The organism is Bacillus sp. PK3_68 (genome assembly GCF_003600835.1).
Taxonomy (GTDB): Bacteria; Bacillota; Bacilli; order Bacillales; family Domibacillaceae; genus Pseudobacillus.
In genome coordinates, this window is record NZ_NQYC01000001.1 from 1,708,308 (window position 1) to 1,726,216 (window position 17,909).

The 17,909-nt window shown below is 42.0% G+C and carries 16 protein-coding genes; 9 read left to right on the plus strand and 7 right to left on the minus strand.

Features of this window, described 5'->3' with window-relative positions; genetic code table 11:
* The first annotated feature begins 381 nt into the window (after positions 1-381).
* Positions 382-2,232, plus strand: coding sequence for a transglycosylase domain-containing protein (locus CJ483_RS08975; RefSeq protein WP_120034149.1), 1,851 nt, complete (start codon positions 382-384; stop codon positions 2,230-2,232).
* Between the two features lie 151 nt (positions 2,233-2,383).
* On the opposite strand, the gene CJ483_RS08980 is transcribed toward CJ483_RS08975, so the two are convergent.
* Positions 2,384-2,941: a DUF5366 family protein gene (locus CJ483_RS08980; RefSeq protein ID WP_120034151.1), complete on the minus strand. Its 558-nt coding sequence runs from the start codon at positions 2,939-2,941 to the stop codon at positions 2,384-2,386.
* A gap of 374 nt (positions 2,942-3,315) precedes the next feature.
* Here CJ483_RS08980 and CJ483_RS08990 point away from each other — a divergent pair, with 374 nt between their 5' ends.
* From CJ483_RS08990 to mnhG, 7 genes are read left to right on the plus strand one after another with little or no spacing between them, the layout of a single operon-like run.
* Positions 3,316-5,733, plus strand: coding sequence for a Na+/H+ antiporter subunit A (locus tag CJ483_RS08990; RefSeq protein ID WP_120034155.1), 2,418 nt, complete (start codon positions 3,316-3,318; stop codon positions 5,731-5,733).
* Positions 5,723-6,145 carry a Na(+)/H(+) antiporter subunit B gene (locus CJ483_RS08995; RefSeq protein ID WP_120034157.1) on the plus strand — a complete coding sequence of 141 codons (423 nt, stop codon included), beginning with the start codon at positions 5,723-5,725 and terminating at the stop codon, positions 6,143-6,145. Before CJ483_RS08990 ends, CJ483_RS08995 begins: the two co-directional genes overlap by 11 nt.
* The gene (locus tag CJ483_RS09000; protein ID WP_120034159.1) at positions 6,145-6,486 is read left to right on the plus strand and encodes a Na(+)/H(+) antiporter subunit C; all 342 of its coding nucleotides are present in this window, start codon (positions 6,145-6,147) and stop codon (positions 6,484-6,486) included. Before CJ483_RS08995 ends, CJ483_RS09000 begins: the two co-directional genes overlap by 1 nt.
* Positions 6,479-7,960 (plus strand): Na+/H+ antiporter subunit D, encoded by a 1,482-nt coding sequence (locus CJ483_RS09005; protein ID WP_120034161.1) that lies wholly within the window; start codon positions 6,479-6,481, stop codon positions 7,958-7,960. The genes CJ483_RS09000 and CJ483_RS09005 overlap by 8 nt, the downstream gene beginning before the upstream one ends.
* A 6-nt stretch (positions 7,961-7,966) precedes the next feature.
* Entirely contained in the window at positions 7,967-8,443 is a 477-nt protein-coding gene (locus CJ483_RS09010; RefSeq protein WP_120034163.1) for a Na+/H+ antiporter subunit E, read from the plus strand.
* Between the two features lie 8 nt (positions 8,444-8,451).
* On the plus strand, positions 8,452-8,727 hold the full coding sequence (locus CJ483_RS09015; protein WP_406910024.1) for a Na(+)/H(+) antiporter subunit F1: 276 nt from the start codon (positions 8,452-8,454) through the stop codon (positions 8,725-8,727).
* Positions 8,711-9,049 (plus strand): monovalent cation/H(+) antiporter subunit G, encoded by a 339-nt coding sequence (gene mnhG / locus CJ483_RS09020; RefSeq protein WP_120034167.1) that lies wholly within the window; start codon positions 8,711-8,713, stop codon positions 9,047-9,049. The genes CJ483_RS09015 and mnhG overlap by 17 nt, the downstream gene beginning before the upstream one ends.
* Positions 9,050-9,134: 85 nt before the next feature.
* On the opposite strand, the gene CJ483_RS09025 is transcribed toward mnhG, so the two are convergent.
* Both CJ483_RS09025 and CJ483_RS09030 read right to left on the minus strand, forming a co-directional pair.
* Positions 9,135-9,518 carry a DUF2188 domain-containing protein gene (locus CJ483_RS09025; RefSeq protein ID WP_120034169.1) on the minus strand — a complete coding sequence of 128 codons (384 nt, stop codon included), beginning with the start codon at positions 9,516-9,518 and terminating at the stop codon, positions 9,135-9,137.
* Between the two features lie 62 nt (positions 9,519-9,580).
* Complete coding sequence (locus CJ483_RS09030) at positions 9,581-9,967, minus strand: hotdog fold thioesterase (RefSeq protein ID WP_120034171.1); 387 nt, start codon at positions 9,965-9,967, stop codon at positions 9,581-9,583.
* A 261-nt stretch (positions 9,968-10,228) separates the two neighbouring features.
* Between CJ483_RS09030 and nhaC the strand changes: the two genes are divergently transcribed.
* Positions 10,229-11,656, plus strand: a complete 1,428-nt coding sequence (nhaC, locus tag CJ483_RS09035) for a Na+/H+ antiporter NhaC (protein WP_120034173.1) — start codon at positions 10,229-10,231, stop codon at positions 11,654-11,656.
* Between the two features lie 81 nt (positions 11,657-11,737).
* Here the strand turns inward: nhaC and CJ483_RS09040 are convergent, their stop codons facing one another.
* The 4 genes from CJ483_RS09040 to CJ483_RS09055 form a co-directional block, all read right to left on the minus strand.
* Positions 11,738-11,917 (minus strand): hypothetical protein, encoded by a 180-nt coding sequence (locus CJ483_RS09040; protein WP_120034175.1) that lies wholly within the window; start codon positions 11,915-11,917, stop codon positions 11,738-11,740.
* Between the two features lie 105 nt (positions 11,918-12,022).
* The gene (locus tag CJ483_RS09045) at positions 12,023-13,342 is read right to left on the minus strand and encodes a Na+/H+ antiporter family protein (protein WP_120034177.1); all 1,320 of its coding nucleotides are present in this window, start codon (positions 13,340-13,342) and stop codon (positions 12,023-12,025) included.
* A 539-nt stretch (positions 13,343-13,881) separates the two neighbouring features.
* Positions 13,882-15,381, minus strand: coding sequence for a leucyl aminopeptidase (locus CJ483_RS09050; protein WP_120034179.1), 1,500 nt, complete (start codon positions 15,379-15,381; stop codon positions 13,882-13,884).
* A gap of 92 nt (positions 15,382-15,473) precedes the next feature.
* Positions 15,474-17,900 carry a molybdopterin-dependent oxidoreductase gene (locus tag CJ483_RS09055; protein ID WP_120034181.1) on the minus strand — a complete coding sequence of 809 codons (2,427 nt, stop codon included), beginning with the start codon at positions 17,898-17,900 and terminating at the stop codon, positions 15,474-15,476.
* Between the last annotated feature and the right edge of the window lie 9 nt (positions 17,901-17,909).

Sequence of the window (17,909 nt, forward strand, 5' to 3'; positions counted from 1 at the left end):
TTGATTCCGTATTCTTAAAGTTTCTCCTGCTAGACAGGAGGCCTACAAGACTATTGTACTTACTTTCCACTCTTTATAAAAGCCCCGGCAAACAAATAAAAATGAATCATACGGCTCCTTTTGACAATTTGCAACGCCAATAGACGAACAGAAATGCGCTTATCATGCTTTTCCCTTACCTTTTAAAAAAAATCTTTGCTGCTTTTTATTTCTTAAGTTAGTAGATTTATACCAGTTCATCCGGGCCTCTCAGATTTTCCTATTTTTCTCATGATATCCTCTTTCTAAATTGCCCTCTTTCGATTATGATGATGAAAGGATTATTTTTTACTTGTTTTTCCACAAGTATAACAAACTAGAAAGAAGAAGGCGGTTTAGGGAATGAGGACAGTTTTTGGTTATATGTTAATAGTTTTGCTCCTCCCTGTAGCTGTGTTTTTATTTTACTTCGCAAACGCAGAAGCACATAAAGTCAGGAGCTTTGATGAGGTTGTCGATGAAAAGATCGTCATTAAAGATGTCCACCTTTCTCAGGCAAGTAAATTTGTCGATAAAGATGGGAACCCCTATTTGGAGATTCATCAGCCTTACCGGATTGTAGCAGATGGAAAAAATATTCCCCCATTTTTAAAGGAATTGTTTTTACAGTCTGAAGACAAGCACTTTTATGATCATGCCGGTATTAATGCGGCGGCTGTTATGCGCGCCGTGCTCATTAATGCTAAAGCTGATGGGATCGAACAGGGAGCAAGCACAATCACACAGCAGCTTGCACGTAACATTTATTTGAATCACGACCGGACATTGGTACGAAAAGTGTCAGAAGTATTATATGCATACGAACTTGAGAAAAGGCTGTCGAAAGATGAAATTTTAAATCTTTACTTAAATGCCATTTATTTCAATCATCAAGTATACGGTGTAGAAGCAGCTTCGCAATTTTATTTTCAGAAACACGTCAATGAATTAACGAAAGCACAGCTGGCTTTTATCGCTGCTATTCCAAACAATCCGTCATTATATGACCCCGTCCGGCATTTCGAAAATACGAAAAAACGCCAAGAACGGCTCATTGATATGATGCAGCGAGAAAAGTTTATTACGGCATCTGAAGCTGAGGAAATAAAAAAAGAACCTATTAAGCTTCAAATGAGAGACCGTATAGACAAATATGCTAGCTACTCTACTTATGTGGAAGATGAGCTGAAGCAATTAATTGCCAAAACAGAAGGCTTCGATCAGCAATTGCAAAATGCCAAAGGGGACGAAAAAATCACTATTGAACACAAATTGAACGACCGTGTTGAAAAAGTAAAATCTTCGGGCATTGTTGTTCATACCTCTTTAGATCCTTCCATGCAGCAGCGAGCAGAAAACGCTGTTAACTCGGTACTTAGCGGATCATCGGTGCAATCATCGGCCGCAGTTATCAAAAATGATTCGCGTAATATCGTTGCGCTTGTCGGCGGAAGAAACTATGACCGGACACAATTCAATCGGAGCTTCCAAGGGTTCCGGCAGCCTGGATCGACAATTAAACCATTGCTCGACTATGGACCATACATTGATACGACCCATGCCGATGTTAACAGCCTAGTGAGCGCAGATAAATATTGTATTCGCGGCTGGTGTCCAAAAAACTATAGTGGTAAAGAATACGGAATGGTCACCTTAAGAACAGCTTTGTCGAAGTCGTATAATACAGCTGCTTTACGTTTATTTGTGAAAACGGGAAATGAAAAAGCCTATTCTTACTTGGAAAAGTTTGATTTTGAGCGATTGACCGAGACCGATCGAGCGTCCGATGGGAAAGCTCTTGGAGGTTTCCAACACGGAATGACTACTCTTGAAATTGCAGGAGCTTACACTTCTTTTATTGATGGGACATTTACAAAGCCTCATGCAATTGAAAAAGTGACAGACCGTCAAGGCAATCTGCTCTATGAATGGAAAGAGGAAACGAAGACAGTTTGGTCAAAATCAACAACCTATAAAATGCGGTACTTGTTATCAGATGTAATCCATAATGGAACAGGTAAAAAAGCGAATCCTGGCACTGCCTACGCAGGTGGGAAGACTGGTACAACGAACAGTACAAAGGACCTCTGGTTTGCTGGTTTAACAGATCAGTATACTGCAAGTGTCTGGGTCGGAAAAGACTCGCCGAAAAGTATTCGCTATTTAGAAAGCTATGCACCAAATCAATTGATCTGGCGCAGAATCGTGCGATAAAAACGGTAAATACAGCTGCAAAAAAGCTGCGGAGAATCATTCCGCAGCTTTTTTATATAGTCCTACCTATCCGAACATTCGTTAACCGCCAAGCCCGTGGTTTTTCCTTTCCCCTTTATACTTGACTACAAAAAAACCGCCAAAGCGGTTCTTAAAGCGGCAAACTGCCAAGCAGGCCATTGTAGACTTTCATTCCTAGAAGAGCCAATGAAACTCCTAAAGCTGACCATGAAACAATTTGGAAAGTAACTATTCCAATTAAATTAGCTATCGAAAGGGAAGAGCTAGTTTTATAAACAAAAAAGATCAAGTAGCCAGCGGCTGTTAATAGAAAGATTGCTAAAATCCCTATCAATGAGGAAAAACTAATCAAGGAAAGCAGACCACCTACAAAAAAGATAATCGAGCCGTTACGAACAGCTTTTAACAATTCTCCTTCTGTATCTTTGGAGAAAAACAACAAAGACAATTCATTCACCGTATTGGCGATCACTTTTAAGCCGGCAATTACAAAAAAGAAGGCAATCATTAATGAAACGGTAATCACCAGATTGATCTCTGTCTTTGTAAATAGCTCAAGCATTTCGTTGTATAAGCCTACTTTCTTAAATAAAGAGATAATAATTCCTTGGACAAACAAAGCAAACGACAAACTAAATAATAGAATAGCTATGAGAGGCAAGTAGCCTGTTAAATAAGTGTTTTTCATAAAGAATATACTCTCCTGTTCCGTTCAATCCATTTTATTATGCAAGAGCTGACAAACAAAGACAAGTTCTTTTTTAATAATTTTTGGAAGTCCCAAACATTTTTTGGCAAAAAAGTTGCGGGCAAGAAGGACGAAAAAAAATTTTTTAATGAGTGATAATGCCATGTTTCTACATATTTATTATTATTGACCGACTTTTCAGCAAGTTTCACTTTTTGACCATGCATGAAGTAATTTTTTACGTTATAATGCTCTAGGAGATCAAAATTTGCATCATCAACGATGAGTATAGTTGAAAAAGGGATCGTTATATGCAAATAGTCACCTTTTTCTTTTGTACATATTATCGATTTAGTTTATGAGGGGGGATTTTTTTGTCTTTACTACATCTAGCCATCTTTTCTCCTTTTTTAATGGCTATTTTAGTTCCTTTTTTTTATAAAGGGCTACGGAGTATACATACAGGCTGGTTTGTTCTAATTTTACCGATTTTGCTTTTCACTTATTTTATCGGATTTCTCCCGGTTACCCGGAACAACGGGACAGTCGAGAAATCTTTTGATTGGATCCCATCACTTGGCATCCGCTTTACTGCCTATGTAGATGGATTAGGGCTGTTATTCGCTCTGCTTATTACTGGAATCGGTTCACTCGTCGTGTTATATTCCATCTTTTACTTATCAAAGGAAAAAGAAAGACTGCACAACTTTTATGTCTATTTACTATTGTTTATGGGTGCCATGCTTGGCGTTGTGCTGTCAGACAACTTGATCACTTTGTATATGTTCTGGGAATTGACATCCATTTCTTCTTTCCTGTTGATCGCCTACTGGTACGACCGTGAACGCTCTCGTTATGGAGCGCTCAAATCTATGCTTCTAACGGTATTTGGCGGTCTTTCTATGCTGGGCGGCATCTTGTTGCTTTCCATTATGGGCGATACATTTAGCATACGCGAGCTCATTTCTCAAGCCAGTGAACTAAATGGTCATCCTCTCTTCCTGTTTGCGCTGATCCTTATTCTACTAGGAGCCTTTACAAAATCAGCTCAATTTCCATTTTATATTTGGCTACCTGATGCCATGGAAGCACCTACACCTGTGAGCGCATACTTGCACTCGGCTACAATGGTGAAAGCGGGAATTTATTTAGTTGCCCGCCTCAGTCCAATCTTTGCTTTCTCAAGCTATTGGTTTTGGATTGTTGGAGCAGTTGGCATTTTCACTATGTTCTGGGGATCATTCAATGCAGTCAAACAAACAGATTTAAAAGGGATTCTTGCTTTTTCAACGGTCAGCCAGCTCGGTTTGATTATGTCGCTTTTGGGAGCGGGAGCCGCCGCTCTTCACTTTGACGCATTAAATGACAATATCTACATTGCTGCTGTTATTGCCGCTGTCTTTCATTTAATCAACCATGCAACATTTAAAGGCAGCTTATTTATGGTAGTTGGTATTGTCGATCATGAAACAGGCACAAGAGACATCCGCAAGCTTGGCGGACTGCTCAGCTTTATGCCTATTACTTTCTCGATAGCTGTCATCGGAGCTTTCTCTATGGCTGGTCTTCCTCCATTTAACGGATTTTTAAGTAAGGAAATGTTCTTTACTGGAATGATTCAGCTTGTTGACTTAAACATTTTCAACTTACAAACATGGGGCATGTTATTCCCTATTCTCGCTTGGATTGGAAGTATTTTCACATTCATTTATAGCATGATGTTTGTATTTAAGACATTTTCCGGGAAATATCAACCCGAAAAGCTCGACAAAAAACCGCATGAAGCACCTGTTGGCATGTTGATTTCACCTATCATTCTTGCTGTTCTTGTCGTCCTATTCGGTCTTTTCCCAAATTTGCTGTCTTACAGCCTCATTCAGCCAGCAGCGGCTGCGATTGTCCCTTCGCTAGTTGAGCCTGGTGAGCTGCTATCAGTTCATATTGTCCATTGGCATGGAGTTACGACTGAGTTGCTAATGACGATTGGTGTGATAGCTGTTGGTATTCTAATGTATTTGACTTTAAGCAAATGGATCAAGCTATATACGCTATTCCCTGGAAAAGTAACACTTAATACGTTATATGATACGAGCTTGTATGCTGCTGAACGCGGTTCTTACACGTTCACAAAGGCTTATATGAACGGATTTATCCGTACATATCTCGTCTATATTTTTGTTTTCTTTATCGGTATTCTTGGTTTCACAATGTGGACAGAAGGCGCGTTGAAGATTGATAAGAGCAACTTAGCTCCGATCGGTGTATATGAAATTGTCCTCGTTATTATTATTTTAGCGGGTATTTTCACTATTTTATTCGCCAAGTCCCGGCTGACGTCCATTATCGCTTTAGGAGCAGTCGGCTATACAGTCTCCCTCTTTTTCGTTATTTTTCGGGCACCGGATCTAGCTCTTACACAATTGGTTATTGAAACCGTGTCGGTTGCTTTATTTCTGCTTTGTTTCTACCATCTTCCAAAACTTAATCGCCATGAAGAGCGAATGGGCTTTAAACTTGGCAACTTAATTATTTCTCTCGGAGTTGGAACCGTTATCGCTTTAATGGCCATCTCCTCCCACAGCAACAAAATGTTTGAATCAATCGCCAGCTACTATGTTGCGAACACTTATAAAGAAGCAGCGGGCAAAAATATGGTCAATGTCATCCTCGTCGATTTCCGTGGATTTGATACCTTGTTTGAAATCAGCGTGCTGGCGATTGCCGGTCTCGGCATTTTCGGCCTGATTAAACTACGGCTAGCAAAGAAAGGAGGAGAAGCAGATGAAAACTAATGATGTCATTTTGCAAACAACGAGTAAGGTTGTGTTTTTCATCATTATTCTCTTTGCCATCCATTTGTTCTTTGCCGGGCATTATCATCCCGGCGGTGGATTCGTCGGCGGGTTGATGACATCGGGAGCGATCGTACTGCTTCTGCTTGCCTTTGATATTAAAACTGTAGCGAAAGGTTTTCCTATCGATTATAAAATTTTGATCGGAATCGGCTTGCTGTTCGCGATCGGAACAGCGGCAGGTTCACTTATTTTCAATGTTCCATTTTTTACTCATGTATTTGGCGACGTATATTTGCCGATCTTTGGAGAAACGTCTCTCCATACTGCTATGTTATTTGATTTAGGTGTTTATTTAGTTGTCATTGGTGTGACCATGACCATTATTCAAACGATAGGAGAGAGTGAATAATGGAGATTTTAATGTCAATTATTATTGGTGCTTTATTTGCAAGTTCTATCTATTTAATGCTTTCAAAAAGCTTGCTCCGTATTATTATCGGGACCGGGCTATTAAGTCACGGAGCTCATTTGTTAATTATTACAATGGGCGGCTTAAAAAGAGGGGCGGCTCCTCTTCTCGGTGAAAAGGCAGCCTCTTATGTAGATCCCTTGCCGCAAGCACTGATCTTAACGGCCATCGTTATTAGCTTTGGCGTTACCGCCTTGTTTCTTGTGCTCGCCTACAGAGCTTACCAGGAACTGGGAACAGATAATATGGATGAAATGAGAGGTAATGAAGCAAATGATTAACCTGTTAGTTTTGCCGTTGCTTATTCCTCTCTTGACTGCCGCTTTATTAATTTTTGTGTCTAAATCTGTCGGAGTCCAGCGAGCCATTTCAGTCATCTCTGCCATTGGTACATTAACCGCTGCTGTTGTTTTATTGATAACCGTTAAAAAAGACGGGATTCAAACGGTCAATGTCGGCAGCTGGGATGCCCCGTTTGGCATTACGCTTGTTTCCGATACCTTGTCTGCGCTGCTTGTCACTACATCGTCACTGATCACGCTGTGTGTCATTCTTTATTCTTTCCGTTCGATTGGTGCGGCACGCGAACGATTTTATTACTATCCTGTGGTCCAATTTTTGCTTGTTGGTGTAAACGGCGCCTTCACAACGGGCGATATCTTTAACCTGTTTGTGTTTTTTGAAGTGATGCTGATGTCCTCTTATGTCCTGATTGTCATCGGCGGCACAAAAGTCCAACTGCGTGAATCAATTAAATACATTCTTGTGAACGTCATTTCATCGGCGCTTTTTGTGATCGCCGTGGCTATGCTTTATTCTGTCGTTGGCTCTCTGAACATGGCGGATATTTCCCAGCGCATCGCAGAAATTGGCCAGCTGCCGATCCTAACGGTTATCGCTGTATTATTTTTAATCGTATTCGGTTTAAAAGGAGCCATTTTTCCGCTGTATTTCTGGCTTCCTGGTTCTTACTATGCACCACCTGTACCAATTCTTGCTCTGTTTGGTTCCCTGTTGACTAAAGTAGGCGTATACTCTATCCTGCGAAGCTACTCACTATTCTTTTACCACGATCAGGCTTTCACGCATGAACTGTTAGGCATTCTCGCTATTATTACAGTGATCGCCGGCTGCATTGGCGCGATTGCTTATTGGGATGTAAAGAAAATTGTCATTTACAATATTGTAATTGCAGTAGGTGTGCTCGTATTTGGAATCTCAGTTGCTACAGAAGAATCCTATAAAGGCACGGTCTTTTACACGATTCATGATATGATTATAAAAGCCGCTCTATTCTTGCTCATTGGTGTAATGATCAAGATTACCGGGACAAGCGACTTACGCAAGATGGGCGGTTTGATGAAGAAATATCCATTGCTCGGCTGGACCTTCCTTGTTGCTTCTTTTGCACTCGCCGGCATTCCACCGCTCAGCGGATTTGTCGGAAAGCTGTTAATCGTACGCGGAGGGCTGGCGGAGGGAGAATATGTAGGCTCCTTAATTGTTCTTTTATCCAGTCTTGTCGTGCTTTACTCTGTAATTAAAATTTTTATGAACGGTTTCTGGAGAGCTCCGAAAGAATACCCAGGAGAAGAAAATCAGCCTGTTCTCTCTCTATGGGCACCAGGAGCGATTCTCGTACTTGCCTCAATTTTCTATGGGGTAGGAGCGGAAATAATGTATCCAATTATTTCTCAAGCCACTGATGCACTCGTACATCCGGCAATCTATATTGATGCAGTGTTAAAGGAGTAATGTCTTATGGCTTTTCAAATTTTACTTAATTTCTTTTTAGCGTTTCTGTGGATGTTTCTACAAGTATCCTTTAACAGCAAAACATTTATTATCGGATACTTAATTGGCTTGATTTTAATTTATGGCATGCGCCGGTTCTTTAAAACAGAACTGTATGTGCGCCGTGTGTTTGCCATCGTTTACTTAACCCTTCTATTCTTTAAGGAATTAATTATGGCGAACATCGACGTATTGAAAGTGATCTTAAAACCTAAACTTGATATCCAGCCAGGAATTTTCGCCTTGCCGACTGAGCTGAAATCAGACTGGGAAATTACCTTGCTTGCTAATTTAATTACCTTAACTCCCGGCACATTAGTCATCGATGTATCAGATGATCAAAAGACATTATACGTCCATGCGATTGACGTACCGGATGTGCAAGATGCAATTAACGGCATAAAAGAATCATTTGAAAAAGCGATTATGGAGGTGAGCCGCTGATGTTGGTAATGGTTATGAAGCTGTCGCTCATTTTAATTACCTTGGCAATGCTCGGCTTCATCTATCGGCTTGTTAAAGGTCCAACCGTCCCTGATCGGATTGTCGCTTTAGATGCGATTGGCATTAACTTGGTCGCCATGATCGCCATTCTCTCTATGCTGTTTAAGACCTATGCGTTTTTAGATGTTATTTTGTTGCTCGGCATTTTATCTTTCATCGGTACGACTGCTTTCTCCAAGTTCCTTGAGAAAGGAGAGATCATTGAAAATGACCGTAATCATTGAGATCATGATCATTCTCTTTTTACTGCTTGGTGTCTTTCTTACTCTTGTTGCATCTTTTGGAGTGATTCGGCTGCCTGATGTCTACACGCGCAACCATGCAGCTTCAAAAAGCGCCACACTTGGAGTGATGTTGATTCTGCTCGCTTGTTTTCTCTATTTTTATTTAATCGAGGGACACTTTAGCTCGCGTGTCCTGCTCGGAATTGCCTTTATCTTTATAACGGCTCCTGTTGGCGGTCACTTAATTAGCCGTGCTGCCTACAACTCAGGCGTCAAATTGTGGGATAAAAGTTCCCGAGATGATTTAAAGGATAGAAAATAATTAAAACCAGCCAACGCTTGATTTGTTGGCTGGTTTTTCACTTAAAATTATGCTCTTTTCTTTTATTATAGCGCTCTGTGAAAGCTTAGTTTTCATAGAGACGTTTTTCCTCGCTTCCATCAGCGCGGTGAATAATCAGAATTCCATCATGCTCTTTTACATAATCCTTTGCCTTATCTGATAACCCTTCTTTCGTGTGGTCTGACAAGATACTATGCTCTCCCTTTTTCTTGACGAGCTGCCAGCCCTCACCGTCTTCTTTCGGCTGCAGATGATAGACAGAGCGTTCTTCATCGTTTCCATGCCCTTTACCAACAGAGCTGCGGGCACGATCAATAGCAATAGCAATGGCTCTTCCTTCATCATAATTCTCATCAAGCAGTGCATTCGCAATTTCAATCGCTTTTTCACGCACCTGCTGGGGCAAGTTTTTCATTGAAGCAGGATAATCATTTTCATTCCAGGGCATGGGTTCTCCTCCTAGTCATTCAACTACCCTTCTTCTTCCCCTATTTTTTCCCTTCAAAACTTCTACACTTTCTTCGGTACTATCGCTACTGTACAACGTGAGAGGCAAATAAGCTGCTCTTGCTCATCACGAATATCAATCTGCCAGACCATTGTTGTTCGTCCCTGATGTACGGATTGCGCTGTAGCGGTAACGATTCCTTCCCTTTTGGCTTTAATATGATTAGCATTGATCTCCAGACCAAAGCATATTTGTGTGTCTGGATCAATTAAATAAGCCGTACCAATGCTTGCAGCTGTTTCAGCCAAAGCAACGGAGGCGCCACCGTGTAAGTACCCAAGCGGTTGGCGTGTACGCTCATCGACCGGCATGGTCATGACAACTTTTCCTTCACTCATTTCTACAAGTTCCATTCCTAACGTATGAGACAAGTTGATATTTTCTTTCATTTTTATTTCCTCTCTTTCTCTCTATAAAATGAACAATAATTCATTTCATTATATTACATTCTGTCTTTTTAGAAAAATCCCTCCTTTTATGCAAAATGGTATATTTTATGCAAAATCACATGAAACCCGACATTTATCCTTATGTTTTTATGCATAGATTTAGTCTTTTTAGCATAAGATCGACTTTTCAGATAATTAGATCTATTGGCATGGTTCTTGCAATCTATTTAGATAGAATACTAGAAAGAAAGAGGGATGATAATGAAAAAAACTAAAGCACCTTCACTCGCCATTGCGCTAATCCCTATTATTGCTATGGTTACATTCCTGTTCGCCGGGATTTTTATTTTTGAAGCTGATGCTCATATTCCACTTTTATTAAGTGCAGTCGTAGCAGCTATCATAGCGATTTATCTCGGCCATACGTGGAAGGAAATAGAAAAAGGGATTATTAGTGCAGTGACGCTAGCGATGCAGGCTCTTTTGATCTTAATGGTTATCGGGACGATCATCGGCACATGGCTTGCCGGCGGAATCGTTCCAACGATGATTTATTATGGGCTTGATATTTTATCGCCTGCCTATTTCCTGCCGGCTGCTGCCGTCATTTGCAGCATTGTAGCCATTGCTTCAGGAAATGCTTGGACAGCAGCCGGTACTATCGGCATCGCCATCATGGGAATCGGAGCAGGTCTCGGTGTTAACTTAGCGATGGTGGCCGGAGCAGTAATTTCCGGCTGTTATTTTGGGGATAAAATTTCACCGCTTTCCGAAACAACGAATATGTCACCAGGGATTACCGGGGTGGAGCTATTCGATCATATTCGTCATATGCTATATACAACGATTCCTGCCTTAATTCTCTCTGTTATTATCTATTTCTTTATGGGACTCTCATTTAAAGGAAAAGGGGCCGGCATTGATGAGATTACGGCTCTTCAAAATCAGTTGAATGACATTTTTATTATTAGTCCATGGCTTTTACTTGTCCCTATTATTGTACTCGGTCTGATCGCCATGAAAACACCAGCGCTTCCTGGACTTGTCATTGGCTCGATCTTAGGCGCAATCGTAGCCATTACTGTACAAGGCGTAGCTATTGGGGACATTTTGGGTATCATGGTCTACGGATTTGAGATGGAAACAGGCAATGAGGTTCTTGATAATCTACTAAATAATGGCGGTACAGAAGCCATGATGTATACGGTATCGCTTGTCATGATCGCTATGAGCTTCGGAGGAATTCTAGAAGTGAGCGGTGTGCTTGAAACACTCGTCAACAGCTTGCTAAAGCTTGCTAAATCTACCGGAAGTCTGATCGCCACTACAGTTGTTACTTGTATTACAGCAAACGTTATTGCTTGTGATCAATACTTATCCATCCTTCTTCCGGGGCGTATGTACATTAAAGCATATAGAAAGCGCCGACTTCATCCAAAGAATTTATCGAGAACATTGGAAGATGCCGGTACAATGACTTCTCCACTTGTCCCTTGGAACACATGTGGAGCTTTCATGACTGCTACTCTGGGAGTTTCTACTTTCCAATATGCCCCGTATGCTTTGCTTTGCCTTATTAGCCCAGTCATTGCTATATTATATGGATTTACCGGTTTTAAAATAGAAAAACTTTCCCAAGCAGAAATTGATCGCTTGGATGCAGAGGAACAGGCTATCAAAGTTAGTTAAAAAACTCGCAGGGCTGCAAACGCTTTATTTTTATCTCTATGAATAAAAAGAACCTCCACACATACGCGGAGGTTCTTTTTTCTAATAATATCCATAAGGGCCAAAGGGACCTACAAATGGAGGAGCATATGGAGGGTATGGAGGATAGTATGGTCGATAACCATAAAACGGACGTGCAATCGCTCCGCCGATTAACCCTCCGAGCAGCCCTCCGACAAATGGGCCGCCAAAAAAAGGGGGAAAGCGAGTGTTTCTGTACATTATGAAAAGCCTCCTTTTTCTCTGCCTACTATGTTTTATGCAGAAAGAAAGAAAAAGGCATGGGCGGGCTTTACAATCAAGCCTCCCATACCTGCAATGCATCAGTTATAAAACCATAGCAGCCAGCCAGCCAAATAAGATAACCGGGATATTATAGTGCAAGAAAGTTGGCACACACGTATCCCAAATATGGTTATGCTGCCCGTCTACATTCAAGCCAGCTGTCGGTCCTAACGTGCTGTCCGAAGCAGGAGATCCGGCGTCTCCAAGTGCTCCTGCTGTTCCGACAAGTACAATCGTCGCCATAGGGCTAAAGCCAAGCTCAAGTGCGAGCGGCACGAAGATCGTTGCAATAATTGGAACAGTCGAGAACGATGAACCAATTCCCATGGTTACGAGCAAGCCGACGATCAGCATCAATAATGCCCCGAGTGACTGGTTGCCTCCAATGAGGTGGGCCGACTGTTCTACAAGCCGCTCTACATCCCCTGTTGCACTCATTACTTTGGCAAAGCCGGAAGCGGCAATCATAACAAAACCAATGAACGCCATCATTCGCATTCCAGCTGTTAACACACTGTCGGCTTCATTCCATCGCAATGCTCCCGTAACGTATAGGACCATAATGCCTCCTAATGCTCCAAACACCATTGAATCTGTCCAAAGCTGGGCGGCAAGCGCTGCTACAATAGCAATAATAGCCATTATTACTCCCGATTTTGTATATCCTTCCGTTTCTACATCAGCAGCCATTACTTCTTTTTGTTCATACACTCTCGGCTTCCGGTAAGAAAAGAAGACAGCAATGAGCAGGCCGCAAAGCATTCCGATTGCCGGATAAATCATCGCCGTTGCTATCTCATTTGTTTCCACCTTTAATCCACTTTCCGTGATGTTTGTAGCTACAATTTCATGAAAAATTTGCCCAAAACCGACAGGAAGCAGCATGTAAGGCGTGACAAGGCCGAATGTCAGTACAGACGCTATGAGGCGACGGTCTATTTGCATTTCGTTTAAAATTTGTAAAAGCGGTGGAATTAATATCGGAATAAAAGCAATATGAACAGGAATTAAATTTTGAGAAGAAATTGCGACTAATAAAATAAAAAAGACAATAAGAGCTTTAGGCAATTTTTTCTTGCGTGCTTCTTCTTTATTTCCAATACGCTTTAATACAAATTCAACAAGCGCTGTCGGCAGTCCTGTGCTGGATAAAGCGACTGCAAAGCCGCCAAGTGCCGCATAACTAAGAGCGACGTTTGCTCCGCCTCCAACTCCCTCTGAAAAAGCACCAACCGTTCCTTCTATTCCTAAACCGCCAATTATTCCCCCGATCAGTGCACCCGTAATTAATGAAAACACAACGTTCACTCGAAGTAGACTGAGGAGGAGCATGGCGATAACAGCTATTACTACAGCATTCATCTAAGATGCCCCTTTCGCTTTAGTTTGCTAAATTGGTAGAGAACTAAAAACAAGATAGCAAACTTTACAGATGATTGTCAATGCCTTTTCAAAAGAAAAAACCTTCAACAGCTGAAGGTTTTAAAGTAACTATATAGGGACAGATAGCTTGACTACTTTATTTGTTCCATTGCCTGTTTAACATTCTTATATGTATGAATCGAAGAATGACCTCATTCAAGGATCACTGGCTTCCAGCCGGAATCCGAACGAACTTGCGCTGCAATCCCCTTAAACTAAGAATATGGTAGACACTAAATAGATGCTTTTCAACCATAGTGTCCAATTAGAGAATGTCGTCCTGCAACGGAGCAACCGGCGCAGATAAACCCATTATCTCTTTATGCGCTTTTTTATAATAGCGTTCGTTACCCTTTCGAAAGCAAAAATCTATTATATTCTAAAGGAAGGCAGGAAACATTAAATTGCTTTTTATCTTTATTAAAAAGAAGAGAGGCATAGCTGAACATGTCGTCGTTCAGCACGCCTCTCTAATTTAATTATGCCTCTGTTTTTCTTACCGCCAATAAGGCAAGCGTGCGTGCCATGACACCTGTAGCTCCAGCAGGACCTAGAGCCCCTGCCTTATTTGTATCAGCTGTTCCAGCGATATCTAGATGGACCCATGGCGTCTCTTCAGCAAATTCTCCAATAAAACCTCCTCCCATGATCGCATGGCCCTCGCGACCTGGTGAATTATTTAAATCGGCAATTTTACTGCTGCGAATGCGCTTTTTATCGTTTTCTGTGAGCGGCAATTGCCAAATAAACTCCCCTGCTTCCTTAGATGCAGCTAATACTTCCTCCAGGAAATCCTTATTATTCGTGAGCGCACCTGTCTTATCAGTTCCAAGTGCTACAATGACTCCTCCTGTTAAAGTGGCTACGTCGACTAAATAATCAGCTTTGTGATGCTTAGCATATGTCATCGCATCTGCTAGCACGAGCCGTCCCTCTGCGTCCGTATTCAACACTTCAATCGTCTTCCCGCTCATGGATGTAATCACATCATCAGGCTTCAGCGCCTCACCATTGATCATATTGTCTGTTGAAGGAATGACAGCTACTACATTTTGATCTGGCTTCAGTTCACCGATGATTTCCATCGCTCCTAATACGGCAGCTGCACCACCCATATCCATTTTCATACCAACAAGTCCGTCCTTTGTTTTCAAAGAATAGCCACCGGTATCAAAGGTAATGCCTTTTCCAACGAATCCCAATACATTTTGCCACTCTTCCTGGGGCTGATATTTTAGCGTAATCATTTTTGGAGGCGCTACCGATCCTTTGTTCACAGCAAGCAGCGCTCCCATTCCAAGCTTTTCCATATCTGCTTTTTCAAGAATTTCCAATTCAAATCCATATTTATCGGCCAGTTTTTTAGCATGTTCTGCTAAATCAGCAGCTGTTAGCATATTGGCTGGTGTATTGACAAGTGTGCGGGCAGAATTGGTTCCCTGGCTGAGCACATAGCCAACATGCAGGGCAGCTTTTACCTCTTCACTGTCCGCCCCTGTATAGATGGTCATTTGTTCAATGAATTGTTCAGGCTCATTAGAGGGTTGTTTGTATCCTTTAAATTCATAGGAAGCCAGACCGAACGCTTCACTAAAAGCTTGGGCCGCTTCATCTGGTTCAATCGTTTCACATACAAAGCTATCGAGAGCGACAGCCGCAGAACTTAACTTGATTCTGTTCATTTTTTGTATAGCTGCACCGATAGTCTCTTTTATGGTATGAAACTCAGCTTGCTTTTCTTTGCCAAGCCCTACGAAGAGCAGCCTTTTAGCAGAAATTCTTCCTAATGTCGGAATGATGATGATTTCACCTTGCTTCGCCGAAATGTCCCCTTCTTTGACAAGCTCTGTTAATTCGCCATTCATCGCTTCATCAAGCCTAGCGAGTTCGCCGTCAAACTTGAGGGGACGGTCATACAGACCGATAAGCAAGAGCTCTTCTTTTTGGCTATAAAATGAGTCGGTTTTCACATTAAACATTCTTCCACCTCCACTGTCATTATACAGGAAAGATTTTTAAGGAACGAATGCCTTCCCTTTTTTTGCACTTGTTGGTATTTATGATGTAGCTATTATACTTTTTTCCGGTAAGGCATGTATGGAGGAAGCGGTGTATTGATAACGGATAGTGGAATCTCAAGCGACTCTCCCATTTGGATATCATAAGGAGTAGTTAGCTGATTGGCTCTTTTCAAATCTTCTACTGACAAACCGTATTGTTCTGCAATGTATTCAAGCGACTCTCCTGAATCAACTTGATGCTCTCTCCGAATTTTCTCTACTCTACAGGCAGCTTGTTTGAAAGTTGGTTGCTTAGAGAGCGGATCTGTAAAATCAGCTGTTAATTCGTTCGCAGCTTCTTTTTTCTCCCAGCTGCCAAAATGAAAAGGCACAAACACTAATCCCTGCTGAACAACATCCCCTATCCGTGCTGGTACTTCGATCCATCCTCGCGGAGAAGAAACACGAACAACTTCTCCTTGCACAATTGCCCACTTTTTCGCGTCTTCTGTATTAATTTCGACATACCCGTGCTGGGCTGCCATTTGCAAGTGCGGGGAGCGCGCTGTTTTTGTCCTTGTATGCCAATGCCAGACGAGCCGTCCTGTTGTTAACCAGGTTGGATAGTCTGAAGTTGGCTGCTCGGCTGGCGGTATATAGTGAGTCGGATGAAGGATGGCACGTCCTTCCGCTCCTTTTCTCTCAAACTCTGTTTTTGTTAATACCCGGCCGGTGAGCTGATCCTTGCCAAAACTTTGGGCGTCATCTGTAGTCGTATGGAAGACAAATTCAGAATAAAGGCGCACAGTCCCAGGAGAGTTTTCATCCTTCACTGGCCAGCGCAGCCCGTTTTCCTTCTCTAATCTTTCATAAGTGATTCCTGTCATATCACATGGTCTGCCTTTAGATATTTTCTTGAACTCTTCAAAACACTCTTCAGGAGTTGTATACGAAATCAACGGCTGACCGTCTCTGTCTTTAAAATCCATCCGCTTGGAAAAGTCTAAAAAGATGTCAAAGTCTGACTTTGCACCTTCTGGCGGTTCAACTGCTTTCCGAAGAAGGTTGATCGTACGGTCCGCATTTTCCATCGTTCCTTCCTTTTCTCCCCACAAGGCCACAGGCAAAACAACATCTGCGACTGTGGCTGTTTCAGTCAAGAAAGCATCCTGAACGACAACAAAGGTACTCGCGAGTGCTTTCTTCGCACGCTGACGGTTTGGAAGGGAAACAAGTGAATTCGTACCTATATTCCAAAATAGGCCGATTTCTCCGTTTTCAATCATGGAAATTTGTTCTTCAATCCCTTTTTCTGGACCAACTGGGAGCGTAGCTTTATCCACATTCCATAATTGAGCCATTTCCTCTATATGTTTAGGATTTGCAGGATTGCGGTGTGCTGGATAGGTTCCTACTCCTCCCGCTGTTCGGTTCGCCGATGAACTTGGCTGTCCGGCCATATGTAGTGGCCCGCAGCCCGGCTTGCCAATTAATCCGCGGATTAAATGTAAATTATTAATAGCTACACAAGCCGTAGTAGCATCTGCGCTCTGGTATGTGCCCTGAAGTGTAGTAGTAACAAGTGATGCAGATGTACCTAACTTCTCGATAGCTTTCTCTAACTTTGCTTTCGATATTCCAGTGGTATCTGCTGTTTTTTCGAGTGTCCACTCCTTCAAAGATTCTGTCATCCCATTAATGCCAATTGTGTAAGCATCAATAAACGCTTGATCGACATATCCTCTTTTGACAATTTCGTTAATGACCCCATTTAATAGGGCCACATTCGTTCCAGGATATAGCTGCAGATGCAAATCTGCTTCTTTTGCTGTTAAGGTTTTTCTCGGATCCACCACAATTATATAAGGCTTCCCTGTCTTTTGCTTTCTTTCCATAATCCTTTCAAATAAGACCGTACCTGTTTCCACAAGATTATGACCAAACAGCATTAACGTATCTGTTTCATCGATGTCATCAAAGGAAGCCGGCGTCCCATCTGCACCGAAAGACTGCAACAAACAAAATTCTGTTGTCGCTGTACAAAGGCGAGTATTGGCATCAAGAAGGTGGGTCCGTAATCCAGTCCGGCCAAACTTAGCGATTGTATAGTAATCTTCTAAAAACCCCTGTCCTGTCGAATAAATAGCCACGCTGTTTGAGCCGTTCTCTTTGAGTGTTTGTTTCGCTTTCTTCACAAAGAGATCCATTGCCTCATCCCAGGAAGCAGGCTCCAGATTTCCTGTTTCGTTGCGAATTAATGGAGTCCGCAACCGGTCGGGGCTATTGTTCGCATACCATTGATTCTCTCCTTTTGGCCCAAGTCTTCCTCTGTTAATCGGATGTTCACTATTCCCTTTGATACCAACGATTTCTCCGTCTTTTACAGCTGTATAACAGCCGCAGCCTACCGAGCAAATATTGCAGGTGCTATACACCCACTTCTCCACTTCTCCCTGGCTGTATATGTTCATGTCTACCCGTTCTTTTTCCCAAGGCATATTTGTTCC